The 20,261-nt window shown below is 61.8% G+C and carries 20 protein-coding genes and 1 tRNA gene; 14 read left to right on the top strand and 7 right to left on the bottom strand.

The window, feature by feature from the left end:
- Window positions 1-21: 21 nt before the first annotated feature.
- Window positions 22-675, bottom strand: coding sequence for a protein-L-isoaspartate O-methyltransferase (locus FQ320_RS13390; protein WP_148473058.1), 654 nt, complete (start codon window positions 673-675; stop codon window positions 22-24).
- A gap of 723 nt (window positions 676-1,398) precedes the next feature.
- Here FQ320_RS13390 and FQ320_RS13385 point away from each other — a divergent pair.
- The 6 genes from FQ320_RS13385 to FQ320_RS13360 all read left to right on the top strand — a co-directional run bounded on the left by FQ320_RS13385 (window position 1,399) and on the right by FQ320_RS13360 (window position 6,370).
- Window positions 1,399-1,472, top strand: a tRNA-Cys gene (locus FQ320_RS13385).
- Between the two features lie 700 nt (window positions 1,473-2,172).
- Window positions 2,173-3,240: a hypothetical protein gene (locus FQ320_RS13380; protein WP_148473056.1), complete on the top strand. Its 1,068-nt coding sequence runs from the start codon at window positions 2,173-2,175 to the stop codon at window positions 3,238-3,240.
- Window positions 3,237-4,286: an N-acetylneuraminate synthase family protein gene (locus FQ320_RS13375; protein WP_148473054.1), complete on the top strand. Its 1,050-nt coding sequence runs from the start codon at window positions 3,237-3,239 to the stop codon at window positions 4,284-4,286. Before FQ320_RS13380 ends, FQ320_RS13375 begins: the two co-directional genes overlap by 4 nt.
- A complete protein-coding gene (locus FQ320_RS13370) occupies window positions 4,273-5,607 on the top strand; it encodes a 3-deoxy-D-manno-octulosonic acid transferase (protein ID WP_187393897.1) in 1,335 nt (444 codons plus the stop codon). The genes FQ320_RS13375 and FQ320_RS13370 overlap by 14 nt, the downstream gene beginning before the upstream one ends.
- On the top strand, window positions 5,604-6,173 hold the full coding sequence (gene pseH, locus FQ320_RS13365) for a UDP-4-amino-4,6-dideoxy-N-acetyl-beta-L-altrosamine N-acetyltransferase (protein WP_148473049.1): 570 nt from the start codon (window positions 5,604-5,606) through the stop codon (window positions 6,171-6,173). The genes FQ320_RS13370 and pseH overlap by 4 nt, the downstream gene beginning before the upstream one ends.
- Window positions 6,170-6,370 (top strand): hypothetical protein, encoded by a 201-nt coding sequence (locus FQ320_RS13360; RefSeq protein WP_148473047.1) that lies wholly within the window; start codon window positions 6,170-6,172, stop codon window positions 6,368-6,370. The genes pseH and FQ320_RS13360 overlap by 4 nt, the downstream gene beginning before the upstream one ends.
- On the opposite strand, the gene pseF is transcribed toward FQ320_RS13360, so the two are convergent.
- From pseF to pseB, 3 genes are read right to left on the bottom strand one after another with little or no spacing between them, the layout of a single operon-like run.
- The gene (gene pseF, locus FQ320_RS13355; RefSeq protein ID WP_148473045.1) at window positions 6,330-7,037 is read right to left on the bottom strand and encodes a pseudaminic acid cytidylyltransferase; all 708 of its coding nucleotides are present in this window, start codon (window positions 7,035-7,037) and stop codon (window positions 6,330-6,332) included. The genes FQ320_RS13360 and pseF overlap by 41 nt on opposite strands.
- Window positions 7,034-8,179 (bottom strand): UDP-4-amino-4,6-dideoxy-N-acetyl-beta-L-altrosamine transaminase, encoded by a 1,146-nt coding sequence (gene pseC / locus FQ320_RS13350; RefSeq protein ID WP_148473043.1) that lies wholly within the window; start codon window positions 8,177-8,179, stop codon window positions 7,034-7,036. Before pseC ends, pseF begins: the two co-directional genes overlap by 4 nt.
- Window positions 8,176-9,174, bottom strand: a complete 999-nt coding sequence (gene pseB, locus FQ320_RS13345; protein ID WP_148473041.1) for a UDP-N-acetylglucosamine 4,6-dehydratase (inverting) — start codon at window positions 9,172-9,174, stop codon at window positions 8,176-8,178. The genes pseC and pseB overlap by 4 nt, the downstream gene beginning before the upstream one ends.
- 80 nt (window positions 9,175-9,254) lie before the next feature.
- On the opposite strand from pseB, the gene FQ320_RS13340 reads away from it, so the two are divergent.
- Window positions 9,255-10,223, top strand: coding sequence for a threonine dehydratase (locus tag FQ320_RS13340; RefSeq protein ID WP_148473039.1), 969 nt, complete (start codon window positions 9,255-9,257; stop codon window positions 10,221-10,223).
- Window positions 10,224-10,232: 9 nt separating this feature from the next.
- Here FQ320_RS13340 and FQ320_RS13335 read toward each other — a convergent pair whose 3' ends face one another.
- Window positions 10,233-11,366 carry an acetoin utilization protein AcuC gene (locus FQ320_RS13335; RefSeq protein ID WP_255509496.1) on the bottom strand — a complete coding sequence of 378 codons (1,134 nt, stop codon included), beginning with the start codon at window positions 11,364-11,366 and terminating at the stop codon, window positions 10,233-10,235.
- 144 nt (window positions 11,367-11,510) lie between these two features.
- On the opposite strand from FQ320_RS13335, the gene FQ320_RS13330 reads away from it, so the two are divergent.
- The 7 genes from FQ320_RS13330 (at window position 11,511) to ptsP (ending at window position 18,836) form a co-directional block, all read left to right on the top strand.
- Entirely contained in the window at window positions 11,511-11,984 is a 474-nt protein-coding gene (locus FQ320_RS13330) for an NUDIX hydrolase (RefSeq protein ID WP_148473035.1), read from the top strand.
- An 83-nt stretch (window positions 11,985-12,067) separates the two neighbouring features.
- On the top strand, window positions 12,068-12,511 hold the full coding sequence (locus FQ320_RS13325) for a DUF1178 family protein (RefSeq protein ID WP_148473033.1): 444 nt from the start codon (window positions 12,068-12,070) through the stop codon (window positions 12,509-12,511).
- Window positions 12,512-12,522: 11 nt separating this feature from the next.
- Window positions 12,523-13,164 (top strand): SDR family NAD(P)-dependent oxidoreductase, encoded by a 642-nt coding sequence (locus FQ320_RS13320; RefSeq protein WP_148473031.1) that lies wholly within the window; start codon window positions 12,523-12,525, stop codon window positions 13,162-13,164.
- A gap of 129 nt (window positions 13,165-13,293) precedes the next feature.
- A complete protein-coding gene (locus FQ320_RS13315) occupies window positions 13,294-14,538 on the top strand; it encodes an aspartate kinase (protein WP_148473029.1) in 1,245 nt (414 codons plus the stop codon).
- 156 nt (window positions 14,539-14,694) lie between these two features.
- The gene (locus tag FQ320_RS13310) at window positions 14,695-15,687 is read left to right on the top strand and encodes an MBL fold metallo-hydrolase (RefSeq protein ID WP_148473027.1); all 993 of its coding nucleotides are present in this window, start codon (window positions 14,695-14,697) and stop codon (window positions 15,685-15,687) included.
- A complete protein-coding gene (locus FQ320_RS13305) occupies window positions 15,684-16,439 on the top strand; it encodes an SDR family oxidoreductase (RefSeq protein ID WP_148473025.1) in 756 nt (251 codons plus the stop codon). Before FQ320_RS13310 ends, FQ320_RS13305 begins: the two co-directional genes overlap by 4 nt.
- 150 nt (window positions 16,440-16,589) lie before the next feature.
- On the top strand, window positions 16,590-18,836 hold the full coding sequence (gene ptsP / locus FQ320_RS13300) for a phosphoenolpyruvate--protein phosphotransferase (RefSeq protein ID WP_148473024.1): 2,247 nt from the start codon (window positions 16,590-16,592) through the stop codon (window positions 18,834-18,836).
- Window positions 18,837-18,882: 46 nt separating this feature from the next.
- Here the strand turns inward: ptsP and FQ320_RS13295 are convergent, their stop codons facing one another.
- Window positions 18,883-19,665: an EcsC family protein gene (locus FQ320_RS13295; protein WP_255509495.1), complete on the bottom strand. Its 783-nt coding sequence runs from the start codon at window positions 19,663-19,665 to the stop codon at window positions 18,883-18,885.
- A 41-nt stretch (window positions 19,666-19,706) separates the two neighbouring features.
- Window positions 19,707-20,192, bottom strand: coding sequence for a GNAT family N-acetyltransferase (locus tag FQ320_RS13290; RefSeq protein WP_148473022.1), 486 nt, complete (start codon window positions 20,190-20,192; stop codon window positions 19,707-19,709).
- Window positions 20,193-20,261: the final 69 nt, after the last annotated feature.

Here is a 20,261-nt window from a genome sequence, read left to right as displayed (position 1 = left end):
GTGGTCACTTCGGTGACCGGATCAGAATACAAACGCCGGCTGACTTGCAAATCCAGGCAGCACCGGCGCTGTTGCGTTGAATCCAAAGCGCCAACTGATCCGCCCGTCGAACTTTCGTCCGATCCGGCAGATCCCCAGAGCGCCCTCCATGAAAATGCAGGCGATGCGCCCGCCCTCATGCAGTTGCGCAATCAGAGCTTCGGGCAGTTGTTCGACCGCACCTTGAATTGTAATGACGTCATAGGGTCCGTGTTTCGCGGATCCTTCGGCCAATGGCGCGGCGATGACGGCGACATTGTCAGCGTTCACCTCGCTGAGAATCGCGGTTGCGTCGCGCGCCATGTCCGCATCTTCCTCAACCGCGACAACCGCCTCGGCGAGACGCGACAGGACCGCCGCAGAATAACCTTGGGCACAGCCGATATCCAACACGAGTTCGTGAGGCTGCACATCCAGCGCATCGAGCATCTTGGACAAAGTGCGCGGATCGAGAATGCAGCGCCCGCCCCCAAGTTCGATGTTTTCACCAACATAGGCCGCCTCGGTAAGACCGGCGGGTACAAAGCGTTCACGCTCTATGCGCAGCATGGCGTCGATAATCGGAAACTTCGTCACGTCGGACGTGCGAACCTGAGTATCCACCATCATCGTGCGGCGTGTGACAAAGTCGGGCATGGACTAAACTCATCCGTTCGTTGACGTTCTCATCGGTTTGACACAATCATCCGGGCTGGGCAACAGGGTGCCCAGCGTATCCTGCCCAGCGTTGCAGCGATACACGCATGACTTAATCGGCAGACCACCGGACACCGCAAAACCTGTGACAGGTTGGTAATTTCGTGATCTCCGAAGCGGTGCAGCATTTAAAGCTGAGCCGCCATTTACGGTTTTTCGGTCGGGTGCTGTGCCGCTGGCCGATGCAAACGCAAAGTTCCATGCCCTCAATGCGCGAACCGACACGTTCCAATCCCCTAGATTGGACAGCCTCCGGCAAACCGGCGCCTTCCACCGCGATGGCCTCCCCCGGCACGGGGTCGGACAATCAGCACCATGAACCGCCATGTCAGTTTGGCTCCGATCACGACGCTATTGATACGTCTGTTTAAATGTTCCTTCAAAGGGTTGAGGGAGGGAATTGCGAATGTCAGCCTGAAACCTCCCAGCGCCGCGGATGATAATTCCCTGAGCGGCGTACAGCTGAGGCGGCGTTGCTGACTTAGCGGCCCCCCCCCAATCACCCTATTTCGCAGGTATGCAGGCGGGGTGCGACCGATCATCCGGACGTGCCAAACTCGGCTGGAATGCCGCTAACCCAAAGGGTCACAGAACGCGAACCCGACAACACGAGTGATACCCCTTGCACCTTTTCACTGGCAAAGCTAAAGAAACCACGGCTTTGGCGAGTTGGCGGAGTGGTTACGCAGCGGATTGCAAATCCGTGTATGGGGGTTCGATTCCCCCACTCGCCTCCACCTTATTTTCATGAACATATGGCACGGGTTCCGTCCGAACCCGTCTCCAAAACCGGGCAGTCTACAAACCGGCCTATGCTTTGGGCCGTCTGGGCAAGCTTGCAGAAATCTCCCTCAGACATTGCGATGCCCACGTCCGTCCGGCGTTGCCCGGATCGCGGGTTCACAACTTGGGCCAGCGCAGATCACCGCCTGTCTGAATGTGGGCGTTCCCGTCGCCGAGGCTTACGTAAACCGGAACGAACGCTCGCCAAGGCGGGATCAATCAAAGGCGACCGGACGTTTGCGATGGCTCCTCTTGAAAGGGCTGGCGCTGGCGCTCACCAACACTCCGGCGTATCGACGGCTGTGTGCGGGCGGGGATCGATCCTGCCCCGGGGCGATTGGTGGGCGGAATGGAAGTTTCCTATGCGATGGCTGATATGGTGTCGGTGGGCTTGCCCCTTGGCAACACGCGCTGGCGCAACGTCAGAGAATTTTTGGTGCGGGAATGGCGCGTGGTCACCGCCCCCTGCCTCTGTTTCACTGCTGCCCCAGCCAGACAGGCGTCATCACAAGGTGAAATGCAGAGGAGTGCCCAAGGTCCGGCAGCAACATCTGGCGCCTCTGATGCGGTGGCCGCTTTTCAATTCCGTGCACCCGGCGTGAGTGCGGCGAATCTTGGCGCAGCCCGACGCGCGTGTCCGGAGCGGACGATCAAATGACCGGGTCAAAAGATCCGAACATCGCCGCGCATGTCGTCTTGCGGGTGGATGCATCCCGCGCCATCGGCATGGGGCATCTGATGCGGATGCGCGATCTGGCGGCAGAGTTCGCGGCGCGCGGCGCGACCTGCAGTTATGCCTGCCGGCTTGAATCGCACTCCGTGCTGCGGGCGCAGGGCATTCCTGCGGCATCGATCATCACAGTAGCCGACGGCTCGAATTGGACTGCGCCATCCGGCACCACTCATATCGTCACTGATATCATGTGGTCGGGTAACGCTTTTTCTGCCGCGCGCGAGGTTTCAGCCCTGACCGCGACCGGTCTGCCCGTCACTGTCATCGATTCAATGCCGCCCGATCACTTTGTCACGCCCGACAGCGCGATTCCCCCTGCCTGTGTCGTCACGCCCTATCTGGGCGCGCAGCACCTTCGCCCGCCTCCGCGCACGCCCGACTGGGCGGCAGGTGCCGATTTTGCGGTGATGGACCCCGCCTATGCCGCTGCCCGGGCGCGCATTGCGCCGCCCCTGCCCCACCGGATTCTTGTATTTTGCGGCGGTGCGGATCCGACCGGATTGTCACAGCGCGTCGCCGCACGTTTGGCACCCACCGGGGCCGCGATCGATCTGGTTCTTGGCCCGCTTTATCCGCCGGATGTCCGCGCTGCGTTAACCCGGATGGCAAACGATCACCCAAATTTGACCCTGCACGGCCCTAAATCCGGGCTGTCCGGGCTGATCGAATGCTGTGGGCTGGTTGTCGGACGGATCGGGCTGTTGCGATATCAGGCGGCGATGCTGGGACGCACGGGCATCTATCTGTTTGAGGGTCCGGAATATCGCGTCTATCTTGAACACTTCGACCGGTCGGGCTTGGCCGAGGTGTATTTTTCCGATCCCCCCACCGGCGACGGTCCGTTTCTGGAGCGGCTTTCATCCCTGTCCGACCCGAAAATCCGTGACGCCCTTTTCGCGCTCAATTCGCCCGCCATGGCCGCCGTGCATGGCCAAGGCGCGGCAAATGTGGTTGACCGGGTACTGACACAAGACCGGAGATCACCGTGACGCTGACCCTGGAAGGCAAGACAATCGGCCGCGAGGCCCCGCCGCTGTTGATCGCCGAGATCAGCGCAAATCACGACCGCGATCTGGATCAGGCGCTGGCGCTGGTCGATATCGCCGCCGATGCGGGATGGGATTGTCTCAAGTTGCAAACCTATGACGCAGACAGTCTGACGATCCGGTCCGATCATCCGTCGATGAAAATCGATCCGGTCTGGGGCAAGGAAAACCTGTACGAATTGTATCAGTCCGCCGGCATGCCGATGGAGTTTCACGCCCCTCTGTTTGATCGCGCCCGGGAACGGGGACTGCTGCCTTTCACTTCAATCTATGATCCGCGCGATCTGGATTTCATCGAAAACCTTGGCTGCGCCGTCTATAAGATTGCCAGTTTCGAAATGACGTTTGACGACCTGTTGCGCGCCGTCGCGGGCACGAAAAAACCGGTAATCCTATCCACAGGCATGGCCACGCTGGACGAAGTTTCCCATGCGCTCGACGTGCTTGACGGGGCTGGCTCCGGGACGGTCGTGTTGCTGCACTGTTGTTCCAGCTATCCGGCCCCACTGGATCAGATCAACCTGCGGGCGATGACCGCCATGGGCGATGCCTTTGGTCGGATGGTCGGGTTTTCCGACCACACCATAGGAGCGCGCGGCCCCCTTGCCGCCGCTGCCATGGGGGCGGTTGCCATCGAGAAACACTTTACCAACGATCCCTCCCGCCCCGGCCCCGACCACCGCTTTTCGGCCACGCCCGAAGTGATGGCCGAAATCGCATATGGCGTGGCCGAAATTCACGCGGCACGGGGCACTGGTCTGAAACACACGACCGAGGCCGAACAGGTGTCCAAGGCGGCCGGTCGACGCTCTGCCTTTGCCCTGCGTGATCTTCCCGCCGGCCATACCCTGACCCCGGAAGACTATCGCTTTGTGCGACCGGGCGCTGGCTGGCCGGCCAACCGGCCCGAACGCCTGATCGCAGCGCATTTGTCCCGGACGGTGGCCCGTGGCGACCCGATCACGGACGATGATCTTGCCCCGAGATAAGCAGGGTGCTCGGTTCTGGCTTGGCTATGTCATCTGGCAAATCGCCGCGCACCTGCTTTTGCCGATTACACTGCTTTATCTGTTGATACGCGCGCGTCGCGAGCCGGGATATCGGCAAGGGCTCGCGTGCCGATTTGGTCTCGTGCCACGAGTCACCCCCGGTTCTATCTGGATTTTTGCTGCTTCGGCGGGCGAGACCAAGGCAGTCGGTCCCGTCATCGACCGGCTGCTGTCCGAGGGCCACCGCGTAACCCTGACCCATTCGACACCAGCCGGACTCGAGACGGCTCAGCGGTTGTTCGGCGATGATGCACGCATCACATCGCACTATGCGCCGATGGATCTTTTCTGGGCGGTGCGCCTGTTTCTGGCGCGCATTCAGCCTGCCGTTCTGGTGGTGGTCGAGATTGAACTCTGGCCCGCGATGTTGATTGAAACCGCGCGCCGGTCAATTCCGCTGGCTCATGTGAACGGCAATCTGGTCGAACGGTCCATCCTGCGCGACCGCGCACGAACCGGGGGCGCCCGCCTTGCGCTGTATCGCCTGTTTGATGTGATCTGCACCAAAACCGATGATTTCGCTGACAGATTTCGCGCCATCGGAGTGGATAGCGAGAAGATCCGTGTGGTGGGCGAGTTGAAATTCGACCAACCGGTCAATGCGATCCAAAGCAGTGCTGCCGAACGAATTTGCAGTCAATGGGCGACCGAAAGTTCGCGGCTGGTCCTGACCATCGCCAGCTCTGTCGAGGGCGAGGAACCCGCATTCCGCGATCTGATCACCGCCCTGCGCCAACTGGATTCGGCTGCGCGCATTGTCTGGGTGCCGCGCAGTCCTGGCCGGTTCAATGCGGTTGCCGATCTCTGCATCGCACAGGGATGGACCTGCGCCAGACGGTCGACATCGCTGGACAAGGATCTTGGCGGCACTCTCTTGGACGACTGTGACATACTGATCGGCGACTCGCTGGGCGAGATGGACTTTTACCTCGGCCTGGCGAATCTGGTCGTGGTCGGCGCATCGCTCGTGGATCATGGAGGCCATAACATCATGGAGCCGCTGGCTCAGGGCAAGCCGGTTCTCATGGGGCCGAGCATCTTTGGCATCCGCTTTGCCGCCGACGCCGCGTCTGCTGCGGGGGCATTCCAAAGCCTGCCCACCGCCGCTGCCCTGACGGCGCGTTGTGCCGCGCTATTGTCCTCACCGGCAGAGCTTGCGCAAATGACCGCCGCTGCCCGCGCGTTTACAATCCATCATACGGGGGCGGCAGATCTTACCGTCACCGCCCTGCGCCCTTATCTTCCGGATTTGGCATCATGAGTATTCTTCAATCACGCGCCGATACACTGAGCCTTTGCGCGCTGTCCGATGCCCCGGACGACCAGGCTCTGGCCCTGCGCGACATCCGCAACGAAGATGGCGTGCGGGCCAACATGTATACCCACCGTGAAATCGGGCCCGAAGAACACCGCCGCTGGCTGTCTGGAGTGCGCGACGATCCGGCGCGACGTCTCTATCTGGTCCGCTACCATAACACGCTGATCGGCGCCCTCGCCTTCAGCGCGATCGACGGCACACACCGGCGCGCCGACTGGGCGTTCTATCTGACCGCCGCGGTGCGTGGACAGGGGCTTGGTCGTGCGCTGGAGCTGCGGGCGCTTGACCTGGCCTTCGGATCGCTTGGGTTGAACAAGCTCAACTGCGAGGTCATCGCCTGGAACACCGCCGTCATCGCCATGCACAAAGGCTTTGGGTTCATCGAAGAGGGCCGCCGCCGCGACCATGTGCTGCGCGACGGGGTCTTCCATGACGTGTATCTTCTGGGCATTACAGCGCAAGAATGGCAGGCCATCCGTCCCGCCGCAATAAAGGACAAAACCCCATGACCGAGAAAAGCCAATACGACGAAGTCATCGACCAGATCGAAGCTGTCCGGACCAAGAACAACAAGAACTGGATGGATATTCTGCGTCTGGCTTTCCGCCATTCGCCCGATGAGGCGGCAGCGATCCTGGCCGAGATCTATAAAGAGGATCGGGCCGTCAGCGATCTGACCCGTCAGTTGACCGATCGCCAGAGCTGAGCGCCTGAAACATCAGTTCGGCCCGGACCCAGTCTTCGGGCGTGTCGATGTCCTGCACCCGCCAGCGCGGCAGAAGGATCGGCGCGCTTTCCGCCCCGAACGGGTTGATGTCACCGCGCCAGGCTTCTGACCGACCCCAATAGAACTGCCCGGCGTCGTGATACGCCTCCTCCAGATCCTGACTGCGGGTCGCATAGTTTTGCGGATCGAACATGGCAAGTCGCCCCTGTTCGATCCGCACGGCACGCTGTATCGGAAATCCGAAACTGGTGACCGGAATCGCGAACTGCGCATCCTTCAGCATGTCGGCCCCGGCGCGAATGTCCTGTGCCCGCACAAATGGCGCGGTCGCATAGAGACAGCACAAGGTATCGGGCACCATCGCGGATTCTTCCAGCCAATCAAGGGCATGCCGGATCACGTCAACCGTCGTCGCGTGATCGTCCGACAGGGCAACCGGGCGACGGAACGGCACCTCGGCACCTTCAGCGGTGGCAATCTCGGCGATCTCGTCATCGTCGGTCGAAACGATGATCCGCTCAAAACATCCAGCCTCGTGCGCCGCTGCGATGGACCAGGCAATCATCGGGCGCCCGGCAAATTTCAGGATATTCTTGCGCGGAATACGCTTTGAGCCGCCCCGCGCCGGTATCAGGCAGACCGTCACGCCAGCGCCCGCGCCAGTTCAGCCACGACACGGTCCTGTTGTTCATCGCTTAACGTCGCATAGAGCGGGATCGAGATCGCGGCTGCGTAATATGCCTCGGCTGCGGGAAAATCGCCCGAGGCAAAGCCGTGATCACGCCAATAAGGCTGGGTATGAACGGGGATATAGTGGACATTGACCAATATTCCGGCGGCGCGCATGTGATCGAAAACCGCCTTTCGCCGCGCTGGATCGACCCGGATCACATAGAGATGAAAGGCCGACAACACCCCCGACAACCGCCCCGGCCTGCGCAACGGCAAGTCAGACAGCAGCCGGTCATAACGTTCGGCAAGCGCGTTGCGCCGGGCGACATAGTCCTCCAGCCGCGCCATCTGCGCCACGCCCAGCGCCGCCTGCAATTCGGTCATCCGGTAATTCAGGCCCAGCTCGATCTGCTGATAGTACCAATCGCCATCCGGTTCGCCGCGCATCAGTGCGGGATCGCGGGTGATCCCGTGACTGCGCAACCGCTCCATCCGCGCCGCCAGTTCCGCATCGTTCGTCGTGGACGCACCTCCTTCGGCGGTTGTCACGATCTTCACCGGATGAAAGCTGAAACAGCAAATATCTGAATGTTCACAGAAGCCTACGGGATGTTCTTGATACCTTCCGCCGATTGCATGACTGGCATCCTCGATCACCCTGACACCAAACTCCCGCGCAAGGGCACCGATGGTCGCCATATCTGCTGACTGTCCGCACATATGCACGACGATCAGGATATCCGGCAGTTTCCCGGCTTCATGTGCTACATGAAGTTTAATCCGCAACGCACTGGCGGACATATTGAATGTGTCAGGATCGATATCGACGAAATCGACATCGGCGCCGCAAAGATGCCCGACGTTTGCCGTGGCGACAAAGGTATTGGGCGAGGTCCACAAAAGTCCGCCACGCCCAAGGCCCAGCGCCAGACAGGCGATGTGCAGCGCTGATGTCGCCGAGTTCACCGCAACGGCATGTGTCGCCCCGGTGGCCGCGCAGAGTGCCTTTTCAAACAGTGGCACCTGTGGCCCTTGGGTCAGGAATTCGGACCGCAGGACATCGACCACGGCATCGATATCGCCCTGCGTGATATCCTGCCGCCCATAGGGAATCATGCGTCTACGCCCGCGACCATGTCCAGAAACGCTTCATGGCTCAGCCATTCTGTGTTGGAACCCGAGTCATAGACGAAGTCCTGACCCACCGGCACGCCGATTTCGCCCAACCCGTTTACTGAAAAGTCGCACTTAAAGCCGAAGGTGATCGTTGGCTTGATCACGAAATGGTCGCTGAATTCCAGCGTCAGATGACTGTCGTCGGCCGGGCACATCACTTCGTGCAGCTTTTCGCCCGGACGGATACCGACGATTTCCTGCGACAATCCGGGGGCCATCGCGCTGGCCAGTTCGGTCACCTTCATCGACGGAATCTTGGGCACGAAGATCTCGCCGCCATGCATCCGCCTGAAGTTGGTCAGCACGAACTGCACGCCCTGATCCAGCGTGATCATGAAACGGGTCATGTCGGCATGGGTGATCGGCAATTCGGTCGCGCCCTGATCGATCAACCGGCGAAAGAATGGCACCACCGATCCGCGCGATCCGACGACATTGCCATATCGCACGGCGGCGAACCGGGTGCGCCGCGACCCGACCATGTTGTTGGCCGCAACAAACAGCTTGTCCGAAGCGAGTTTGGTCGCGCCATACAGGTTGACTGGATTCGCGGCCTTGTCCGTGGACAGGGCGATCACCTTTTCCACATTGTTGGCCAGCGCCGCCTTGATGACGTTCTGCGCGCCGTTGATGTTGGTCTTGATCGCCTCGAACGGGTTGTATTCCGCCGCTGGCACCTGTTTCAGAGCCGCGGCGTGGATCACGAAATCGACGCCATCCATCGCTTCGCGCATGCGTTCGCCATCGCGCACATCGCCGATGAAATACCGCATGCAGGGCGCATTGAAGGTCTGCTGCATCTCAAACTGTTTCAGCTCGTCGCGCGAAAAGATGATCACCTTGTTGGGGGTGTAATCGCGGAGGATATGGCGGACGTATTTCTTGCCGAAGCTGCCCGTGCCGCCAGTGATCAGGATGTTCTTGCCGTTGAACATTGTACGCTCTCTTGTCAGTGTCCCCGAAGGAATAGGGGTTTGGCGCCCCGGACGCCACGACAAAACCGAAAGTGCGCAGAATGTTCGACCGATCACAGCTTGAAGACGCCGCCAACCTTGTGCACCGCCACATGGCACCGACGCCGCAATATGCATGGCCGCAACTGGCCGCGCGGCTGGGGTGCGAAGTGGTGGTCAAACACGAGAACCACACCCCCACAGGCGCGTTCAAGGTGCGTGGCGCGCTGACCTTCATCGACTGGCTGACCCGCACCCATCCCGACTGCCCCGGAATCGTCACCGCGACCCGGGGCAATCATGGGCAGGGTCAGGCGATGGCGGCCAAGGCGGCGGGACTGCGCGCATTGGTCTATGTGCCAAAGGGCAACTCGGTCGAAAAGAATGCGGCGATGCGGGCATTCGGCGCGGAACTGGTCGAATTCGGCGAGGATTTCGATACCGCGAAGGAAGAGGCAGTGCGGGTTGGCGGCGAATTGGGCCTGCAAATCGTTCCGCCGTTTCACCCCGAACTTGTACGCGGCGTGGCCACCTATGCCTATGAACTGTTCACCGCCCGCCCGGATCTTGAGACGGTCTATGTGCCGATCGGCTGTGGCTCGGGGATCTGCGGCACGATCATCGCCCGCGATGCGCTGGGTCTGTCGACCGAAATTGTCGGCGTGGTCAGCGAGAACGCCCAGACCGCGAAACTTTCGGCTGAATCCGGCCAGTTGATCGAAACCGAAACCGCCCGCACCTTTGCCGATGGCATGGCAGTGCGCGTTCCCGTTCAGGCGGCGCTGGATATCTATGGTCCGGGTGCGGCGCGGATCATCACCGTCAGCGACGATGAGATTGCGCAGGCGATCCGCACCTATTTCATCGATATCCACAACCTTGCCGAAGGCGCGGGCGCAGCCCCTTTGGCCGGGCTGATGCAGGAAAGGGATCGGATGCAGGGCCGAAAGGTTGGCGTGATCCTGTGCGGCGGAAACATCGATACCGACTGGTTCGTCAAGGTGATGCAGGGACAGACGCCCGTACCCTGACACGGCCCGCTAATGCCAGACAACGGCCCGGGCTTCGAGCCTGTGCAACCGCGCGTCGACGGTCTCGCTGACCTTTCCGGTGCGCTGAGTGTCGCGCAGGGTGGTGAACCAGTGGTCCGGCGGCGCCTTGCCCATCCGGTGCCCGGGAAAGCTCAGCGCACGCAGGATGGCTTCGGCCACGGGTGGCAGGCGCTCCGGCAGACTATGCCCGTTCAGCACCCCCCAGACCGCCGCCCAGCACCGTCCGACCGACCACGGATTGTAGCCACCGCCGCCCAGCACCAGATAACGCGGCGCAACCTGTTGCAGCGCGGCGACGACCTCCAGATGGGCATTGTTCGACAGGGCAAGGCGCGACAGAGGATCCTCCATCAAGGCATCCGCGCCACATTGCAGGATCACAGCCTCGGGGCGAAAATCGGCCAGACGCAGCAGGATCAGCCGGTCCAGCACCGCAGACATTTCGGTGTCATTGAACCCACGCGGCACCGGCAGGTTCCAGACCTGCCCCGCACCGCGATCCTCCAGCGCGCCGGTAAACGGCCAGCGGCGTTCCTCGTGTACCGAAATCAGCATCACATCCGGATCTTCGGCAAATCCGTGCTCCACCCCGTCACAATGGTGGGCATCGATATCGACATAGGCGATCCGCCGCACCCCCACTGACCTGAGCGAGAGGATCGCCAGAGCCGGATCGTTGAGATAGCAAAAACCATTGGCCCGGTCGGGCAGCCCATGATGTGTGCCGCCCCCGGGGGAATGGATCACGCCACCATGGCGCAGCATCTGCCCCGCAAGGATCGAGCCCCCCGCCGCTGTCGCGGGCCGGCGGAACATCTCGGGGAAGATCGGGTTCGACGCGGTGCCCAAGTGATGACGGCGCGCCTCATCGCTCGCCAATGTACCGTTTTCGGCCCGCATAAGCGCCGACAGATAGGCGGGGTCGTGCCATGCGGCCAGGGCAGAAGGTTTCGCCCGGGGGCTGATCACATATTGCCCATCGGCGAACCAACCCAGCGCACGGGCCAGATCAATCACCGTTGACACCCGCGCCACGCGCAACGGATGATGCGCTCCATAGCTGGATCCGCGATAGATCTCTGATCCAATGAATCGCGGTGCGTGCGGCCAAGGTCGGATCACCGCAAACACCTGATTATCAAGGCTATGCGCACTATCTTGCCGATTGTCATACCGCCCCGTTATGCTAAAGTTGAGCGGACTTGCGCGACTGTCACATACCGGCCCGCGCCCGAAACAATCAACAGAATGGTGCCACGCCCCTTGATGTCCAGAGAGAAAGAACATCCCCTGCGATTGGGCCCAACCGGCAAGCGTGACGTGCGTACGCAATTCGGTGCCCTGTGCTGGCGCAGAAAAAAGGGAGAGGTTCAGGTGATGCTGGTCACCACCCGTGGCACCGGCCGCTGGATTCCGCCCAAGGGCTGGCCCATGGATGGCGCGACCCCCGCAGGCGCCGCCGCCGTCGAGGCCTTCGAGGAAGCGGGTGTCGAGGGCGAGTCTAACGGTGCCTGTCTGGGAATCTATACCTATACCAAGGAAATGCCCGGGGATGATCTGCCCTGTGTCGTCGCCTTGTTCGCGATCCGGGTGACCAAAGTGCACGCGGTATGGCCCGAAATGCACCAGCGGCGGCGCAAATGGATGTGCCCTAAAAAGGCAGCCGCCAGCGTCAAAGAACCCGAATTGCGCCGCCTTCTGCGTGACTTTGATCCCAGACACCTGTCCGGCAAGGCTTGAACGCAGGTGGTTGTGTCTTACTTTATTTCCAAGTCCGCCAGATGGGCAACCACGACGCGGACAAGCACCGGACGGGCAACCCATTGATCCTTTTTTCCCTGCGCTGCGCCAAAGACCACCGGTTTGACAGCTGGTTCCGCTCTGGCGACGATTTTGACCGGCTGGCCGCATCCGGCACGCTGGCCTGTCCCGAATGTGACGACACAGTGATCACAAAGGCCCCGATGGCGCCGCCAGTGCGCACTTCGGATACCGGCCCGGCGCCTGTTGCGGTGCCATCCCGCCCCCTTTCCGGCCCGCCCAACCATCCTTCCCATGCCGCGATTGCCGAACTGCGCCGCCAGATCGAGGCGAACAGCGACGATGTGGGCACAGGTTTCGTGGCCGAGGCCCGGGCGATCCATCTGGGCGACCGGCCCGCACGCGCAATCCGTGGTCAGGCACGCCCGGATCAGGCGCGCGCGCTGATCGAAGATGGCATTCCCATTGTCCCCCTGCCGTTTTTCCCGACCCGAAAATCAAACTGAAAGGAACGTCCATGCGCATCCTCATCACCGGAGCAAGCCGTGGTATCGGTGCCGCGCTTTTGAACCGCGCCAAGGCGGACGGCCACGAGGCTCAGGGCACAGGGCGTTCCGATCCGGGGCTGCTGACACTGGACGTGACCGATCCGGCCTCTCACGCCGCGCTGGCCGCCACCTTCGGCACGACGCCGCTGGATTTGTTGGTGTGCAATGCCGGCGTCTACCGCGACAAGGGACAGCCGCTTGACACTGGCTATGCCGCACCGCTCTGGGCGGATACCTTTGCCACGAATGTCGCCGGAGTGTTTTTTGCCGTCCAGTCGCTGCTGCCCAACCTGCGCGCCGCAAAGGGCAAGATCGCGATCATCTCCAGCCAGATGGCCAGCCAGGAAAAGGCGCCCGGTGGTTCGTATATCTATCGCGCATCCAAGGCGGCGGCGCTGAACCTCGGGCGCAATCTGGCCGCCGATCTGAAGGATGACGGTATTGCTGTCGGTATCTATCATCCCGGCTGGGTTCAGACCGACATGGGCAGCAGCAGCGCCCACATCACCCCGGAACAGTCGGCCAAGGGCCTTTTGCAACGGTTCGCGGCGCTTGATCTTGCGACAACCGGATGCTTTGAAAACTGGGAAGGCCGGGCGCTGGCCTTCTGATCCGCCCCCCCGGTTCCGGTCCACCCCCGAGAAAACGCAACGCTGACGCCCGCCGCTCCACATCCCCTTGCCTCGCCCCGGCACAGGCCGTAAATACCGCCCCAAAAGCGCGGGAAGGCCCGGGGACTGATGACAATTCTGGTAATGAAATTCGGCGGCACCTCTGTTGCCACGCCCGACCGGATCAAACGGGTGGCGAAACGTGTGGGACGCGAGGTGGCCAATGGCCATAACGTGATCGTCATCGTATCTGCCATGGCGGGCAAGACAAACGAACTGGTCGGCTGGGTCAACGAAACCTCGCCCATATACGACGCACGTGAATACGACGCCGTCGTCAGCAGCGGTGAAAACGTGACGGCCGGGTTGATGGCGCTGACCTTGCAGGAAATGGAAATTCCGGCCCGCAGTTGGCAGGGCTGGCAGGTGCCGCTGCTGACCAACGGCGCCCACAGCGCCGCACGTATTCTGGACATCCCGACCGCCAACCTGAACGCCAAATTCGCTGACGGGATGAGGGTTGCCGTGGTCGCCGGGTTTCAGGGCGTCAGCCCCGAAGGCCGCATCGCCACCCTTGGCCGGGGCGGGTCCGACACCACCGCCGTGGCCTTTGCCGCCGCATTCGGTGCGGTGCGCTGTGATATCTATACCGACGTCGATGGCGTATACACCACCGACCCCCGGATCAGCGCCAAGGCGCGCAAGCTGGACCGCATCTGCTTTGAAGAAATGCTGGAGCTTTCCAGTCTCGGCGCCAAGGTTCTGCAAACCCGCAGCGTCGAGCTGGCGATGCGGTACAAGGTGAAACTGCGTGTCCTGAGCAGCTTTGACGAATACGATGAAAATGCAGGCACGCTGGTCTGCGACGAGGAGGAAATCATGGAATCCAAGGCCGTGGCCGGTGTGGCCTATTCCCGTGACGAGGCAAAAATGACCCTGATTTCGGTCGCCGACAAACCCGGCATCGCCGCCGCGATTTTCGGTCCGCTGGCCGAGGCGGGGGTGAACGTGGATATGATCGTGCAGAACATATCCGAGGAAGGGCGCACCGACATGACGTTCTCCTGCCCCGTGGATCAGGTGAAACGCGCCGATCGTGCGATGTCGCAGGCCAAAGCCGAGGGCAAGATCGACTATACCGAACTCGTCGCTGACACCGAGGTGGCAAAGGTATCTGTCGTGGGCATCGGCATGCGCAGCCATGCAGGCGTCGCCGCCCGGATGTTCCAGAGCCTGCGGGACGAGAACATCAACATAAAGGTGATCTCGACCTCTGAAATCAAGATCTCGGTCCTGATCGACAGGAAGTACATGGAACTTGCGGTGCAGGCGCTGCACGATTGCTTCGAGCTGGAAAAACCCGATCCGACCTGAAACGCGGTGCCCTTGGGTGGCGGGTGTCGGAGCTGAATTCGTCTGATTTCGGGACGGAATAAGATTTCTCCCCACGTTATCTTGCTCTGGCGCGGGCTGCTTTTTCGTCGCACCATGGACGGGCCGATCAATGGATCACAGCCCGGAGTCCTGACGATGAACCGTATCCTTGCCACTTCGCTCGCCGCGCTTCTGTGTGCCCCCGCCGCCTATGCCCAAGGGTTTGACGTCACCGTGCTGGGCGCCACCGGCGGTATTCAGGATGGCAACCTGTCGGCCTTCATGATTGCGCCAAAGGGCGATCCGCGCGCTGTGACCTGCGACGCGGGTGCGCTGGTCGCGGGCCTTATCGCTGCCGACGCTCAGGGCAGCCTTGATGGGATCACACCGCCGGAGGGTTCGGACTTTACCCGCATCGGCCACACCCTGACCGAAGTGATCCAGGGCTATTTGATCAGTCACGCCCATCTGGATCATATCGCCGGGCTGATCGCCGCCTCGCCCGACGATTCAGCGAAACCGATCTATGGTCTGGCCTCGGTGCATGACGACATCCGCGATACCTATTTCAACTGGAAAGCCTGGCCCAACTTTGGCACGTCGGGGGTTGAACCGCATCTGGGAAAATATCCGGCGACGGTTCTGACCCCCGCAGAACAGACCAAGGTCGAGGGCACCGGGATGTTGGTCACTGCCTTTCCGCTGCTGCACAGCGGCGTTGAATCCACTGCGTTCCTGCTGGAACATGGCGGCGACGCACTGCTTTGCCTTGGTGACACCGGCCCGGACAGCGTCAACGGCTCGGGTGCCTTGGCGGCCCTGTGGCAGGCCGTCGCCCCGCTGGCGACAAATGGCGCGCTGAAAGGCGTGATCATCGAAAGTTCTTATACCTCGGAGCGTCCGGACGATCTGTTGTTCGGTCATCTGACCCCGCGACATATCCTTGCCGAACTCGGCCAGCTTGCCGCCCTTGCCGGTGAGGACACGTTGAAAGACATGCCGGTCATCATCAGTCATGTGAAATACTCGCTGAAGACCGGCGCCTCGCCGCAACAGCAGGTGTTGGACGAATTGCAAAGCATGGACACCCTCGGCCTGCGGTTCATCATGCCACAGCAGGGTGCGCTGCTTGCGCTTGGTGCACAATGACCGGGCGCGCCAGAACCATCCTTGTCACCGGCGGATCGCGGGGCATCGGGGCTGCCACAGCCGAAATCGCCGGGGCGGCAGGCTGGAATGTCGCCGTTAACTTCCGCTCCGACAGCGCCGCTGCCGAGGCCTGTGCCGAACGGGTGCGTGCGGCGGGCGGGCAAGCCATCACCGTACAGGGCGACGTCAGTGACGAAGCGGCAGTCGACGCCATGTTTGACGCGACGCGTACCGCCTTTGGCGCGATTGACGCGGTTGTGGTGAACGCGGGAATCGTCGCCCCCGCATCCCCGATCGCAGAGATGACCCTTGAACGGATGCGCCGGGTGATCGACACCAATCTGATCGGCGCGCTGTTGTGCGCGCGGGCCGCCGCACGCCACCTGCCCCGCCCTCTGGATCAACCGGCCGCATCGATTGTGTTGATCTCCTCCGCGGCGTCGCGGCTGGGTGGGGCCAATGAATATGTCGATTACGCCGCATCCAAAGGCGCAATCGATACGCTGACCATCGGCTTGTCAAAAGAATTGGCGGCGAACAACATCCGCGTCAACGGAGTGCGCCCCGGGATCATCGAAACCGACATTCACGCCAGCGGCGGTGAACCCGGGCGCGCGCAACGGATGGCGCCCTTGGTTCCGATGCAACGCGCGGGCACGGCGCGGGAAACCGGCGAAGCGGTGTTCTGGCTGTGCACCGAGGCGGCCAGCTATGTCACCGGCGCCGTGGTGGATGTGGCAGGCGGGCGATAGGCCGGGCCGGATTTCCGCGCACCCCGCAGCCATTTCCCCACACGCCCTGCGTGAACCCGCGTTTCTTCCAACACGATTGACGAACGTTCCACTTTGCCGCCACCTGTGATTAAAGCAAATGGCGATACCCATTGGAGACCGCGCGCCCGCATGCCCGAAAGAACCGAAAGCGAGAGTCGTAAACTGCTGGGCCGCCTCCGCGAGGCGCTGGCCGAAAGCAGTGCGGGTCAGGCCCGGCTGAACAGGATCACCGACCTGACCGCCGATTCCATGCAAACCGAGGTCTGTTCGATCTATCTTTTCCGCGATTCGGAGACGCTGGAACTGTGTGCGACCGAAGGATTGAACCAAGAGGCTGTGCATCAGACGCGCATGCGTCTGGGCGAGGGTCTGGTCGGGCGGGTGGCCCGTACGGCGCGGCCGGTGAACAGCGCCAATGCCCCGCAAGAGCGCGGTTTCCGCTTCATGCCCGAGACCGGCGAGGAAATCTATTCCTCGTTCCTCGGGGTGCCGATTCAACGGCTGGGCGAACGTCTGGGCGTGCTGGTGGTGCAATCGAAAGACGCACGGATCTATTCCGAAGACGAAGTCTATGCGCTGGAAGTCGTGGCCATGGTTCTGGCCGAGATGACCGAGCTGGGCGCCTTTGTCGGCGAAGGTGCCGCATTGTCGGCCCGCCACATGCAACCGGTGATGTTTCGCGGCACCATCGGTCAGGAGGGCGCGGCAGACGGGAATGTCTTCCTGCACGAACCCCGTGTTGTCGTCACCAACCCCATTGCCGACGATCCCGACCGCGAGGCAGTGCGCCTTACCGAAGCGGTTGAAAACCTGCGCATGTCGGTGGACGAAATGCTCGGCCATACGGTAACCCGTGACACGGACAGCCGGCAGGTTCTTGAAACCTATCGAATGTTCGCCAATTCGCGCAGTTGGATGCGCCGCATGCAAGAGGATATCGCCAGCGGCCTTTCCGCCGAGGCTGCGGTGGAAAAGGAACAGTCGCTTGCCCGTGCGCGTCTTCAATCGGTGCCCGATGCCTATATGCGCGAACGGTTGCAGGATCTCGATGACCTGTCGAACCGGCTGCTGCGGATCCTGACCGGTCAGGGCAATGAAACTGGGGCGGAAATGCCCTTGAATCCGATTCTGGTCGCGCGAAACATCGGCCCCGGTGATCTGTTGGAGTACGGTCGCAGGCTGCGCGGCGTCGTGTTGGAAAAGGGATCGGTCGGCTCGCATGCAGCCATCGTCGCCCGGGCGCTGGCGATTCCGCTGGTGATTCACGCCGCGGGAATCACGTCCGAGGCGTTGAACGGTGACCGAATTCTGATCGACGGCGATCAGGGCATCATTCACCTGCGCCCCGAAGACAACGTGGCCAACGCATTTCGCGACAAGATCCTGATGCAGGCAAAGGCGCAGGAACGCTATGCCTCGATCCGCGATCTGCCCGCCCAATCGACATGCGGTACGACCGTCCGGCTGATGATGAATGCGGGGCTGATGGCCGATCTGCCGTCGCTGACCGGATCGGGGGCCGAGGGCGTTGGCCTGTTTCGCACCGAATTGCAGTTCCTCATCCGCAACCACATGCCACGCCGGGGCGAGTTGGCAGCGCTGTATTCACGGGTGATCGACGCGGCCATGGGCAGACCGGTGATTTTCCGAACGCTCGATATCGGGTCGGACAAGGTTCTGTCCTATATGAAGCCACAGGATGATGAGCCCAATCCGGCGCTCGGCTGGCGGGCGATCCGTGTCGGGCTGGACATGCCCGGTGTCATGCGGATGCAGTTGCAGGCGTTGATCCGCGCGGCGAATGGCCGCCCCCTGACGGTGATGTTCCCCTTCGTCGCCCAATTCGACGAGTTCAGGGAGGCCCGGCAGCATTTGCTGGATCAGCTTGAGCGCGAGGACAAGCTGGGCCGCATATTGCCGTCGGAAACCCGGATAGGCGCGATGCTGGAAACCCCCAGCCTGGCGTTCGCGCCAAAACAGTTCTTTGAAATGGCTGATTTCATCTCGATCGGCGGCAACGATCTGAAACAGTTCTTCTTTGCCGCTGATCGTGAAAACGAACGGGTGCGCCGGCGTTATGACACCCTGAACGTCAGTTATCTGTCGATCATTGAACACATCGTCGGGCGTTGCGCCGATACCGGCACGCCGGTTTCATTCTGTGGCGAAGACGCGGGTCGTCCGATCGAGGCGATGTGTTTCGCCGCCATGGGATTGCGCACCCTGTCGATGCGTCCGGCGTCGATCGGACCGGTGAAACATCTGTTGCGCCGCGTCGATCTGGGTCAGGTCAAAGAGGTGATCGACGGCGTCTTTGAGAGCGGCGAACAATCGGCACGCCCGGCAATCATGGATTGGCTGCGCAGTCAGTCGTAACGCCACTTCACCTGTCCTTGCGCGAACCCGCGCCGCCACAGGTCAATCAGCGCAGCACCTTGGGTGGATCGACCATCATGCGGAACTCGCGCATTAAAACCTCAGTCTCTATGCCGCTGTCCCGCGCAATGGCACGCAGGCCAAAATACACCCGCGCCATTTCCTGATAATAGCTGGTAAACGCATAGTTGGTGGCCGCACCTGCCACAGCACCGATCACCGGCACGGTTTGCGTGGCCAGCTTTTGCCCCATGACCGTCGCCAGACGGGGCGCGATCCGGGCGATCATTCCGTGAACAGCCGCGCCGTTCAAAGCGATCCGTGTGGTCAAAAATGCAACGTCTGTGCCGTCATCACGTGACAATGGTCCGGCGGCGGTGAATACCTGAAGGCATTGAATCCGCACAACCTCATCGTCGGGATCGAAACCGCAATCGGCAGCGATGCCTTGGATCGCGCGCAACAGGACGGTCGTCGTCACCGGAATTTCAGCAAGCGCAGTCGGCAGCCCGCCCATGCCCCCTGCCGCACCCATGGCGGTCGTCACCACGGTGTTCAGCCAGTCAGACCTGTCGGCCACATTGTCACGCGACCGGCGCGCAGCACGAAAGGCCAGTTCGAGCGCCTTGCGCGTGGTGCTGTCCAGTCCCTGACGCACCGGCATCGGCAGTCGTTCCAAAAGGTTCTCGGCCTGGGTTCCGACAAGGCTCAGGACTTTCATGCCAAGCCCGTCAGCCTCGCGGTGGCGTCGCGCCAAACGCTCCAGTTCGGCCCGGATCGCCGGGTCCAGCCTCATGTCGTCAAATTGATCGGTGTTATCGCTGTTCATGCAATGTAGATGGTTCGATCACCCACGCTTGGCAAGGGCCGTCAGTCAGCCTTTTCCACCGGCCCGACCACCCCGTCCCAGGCACGCGGCTGCAACGCCATACCAAGCACGCGCGCGGGATTGGTTGGCGGCGGCATCACCACCGCGTCAAGCCGGTGAAACCCGAAGCGTCCATAGAACGGTTCATCCCCCACCAACAACACCCGTTGCCATCCCAAACCCGTGGCCAGAACCAGCGATTCCATCATCAGCAGCGCCGCCAAGCCTTCGCCCTGCCGCGTCGGATGCACGGCAATCGGCCCCAGAAGCAGCACCTCGCGCCCCGCCACCCGCACCGGCCAGTAGCGGATCACCGCGGCCAGAACACCGCCGTCATCACGGGCGACCAGACACAGAGCGCTTACCTTCTCGACACCTTCGCGCAGACGGTACGACGACAGCGCCTCGCGGCCCGGGGCGAAACACAGGTCATACAGGGCCTCGACCTCCCACCAGTCTTCGCCGGTTTCTTCCTCAAGCCGGATCAAGCGCGCCCCCATTTGCCATTGGAATCGCCCCTAGCATGAGGTTAGGTCAGGTTCAAACCCGATCCCTGT

The organism is Oceaniovalibus sp. ACAM 378, from assembly GCF_008085915.1.
Lineage (GTDB): Bacteria > Pseudomonadota > Alphaproteobacteria > Rhodobacterales > Rhodobacteraceae > Oceaniglobus.
This window is presented reverse-complemented; position numbering and strand designations above follow the sequence as displayed.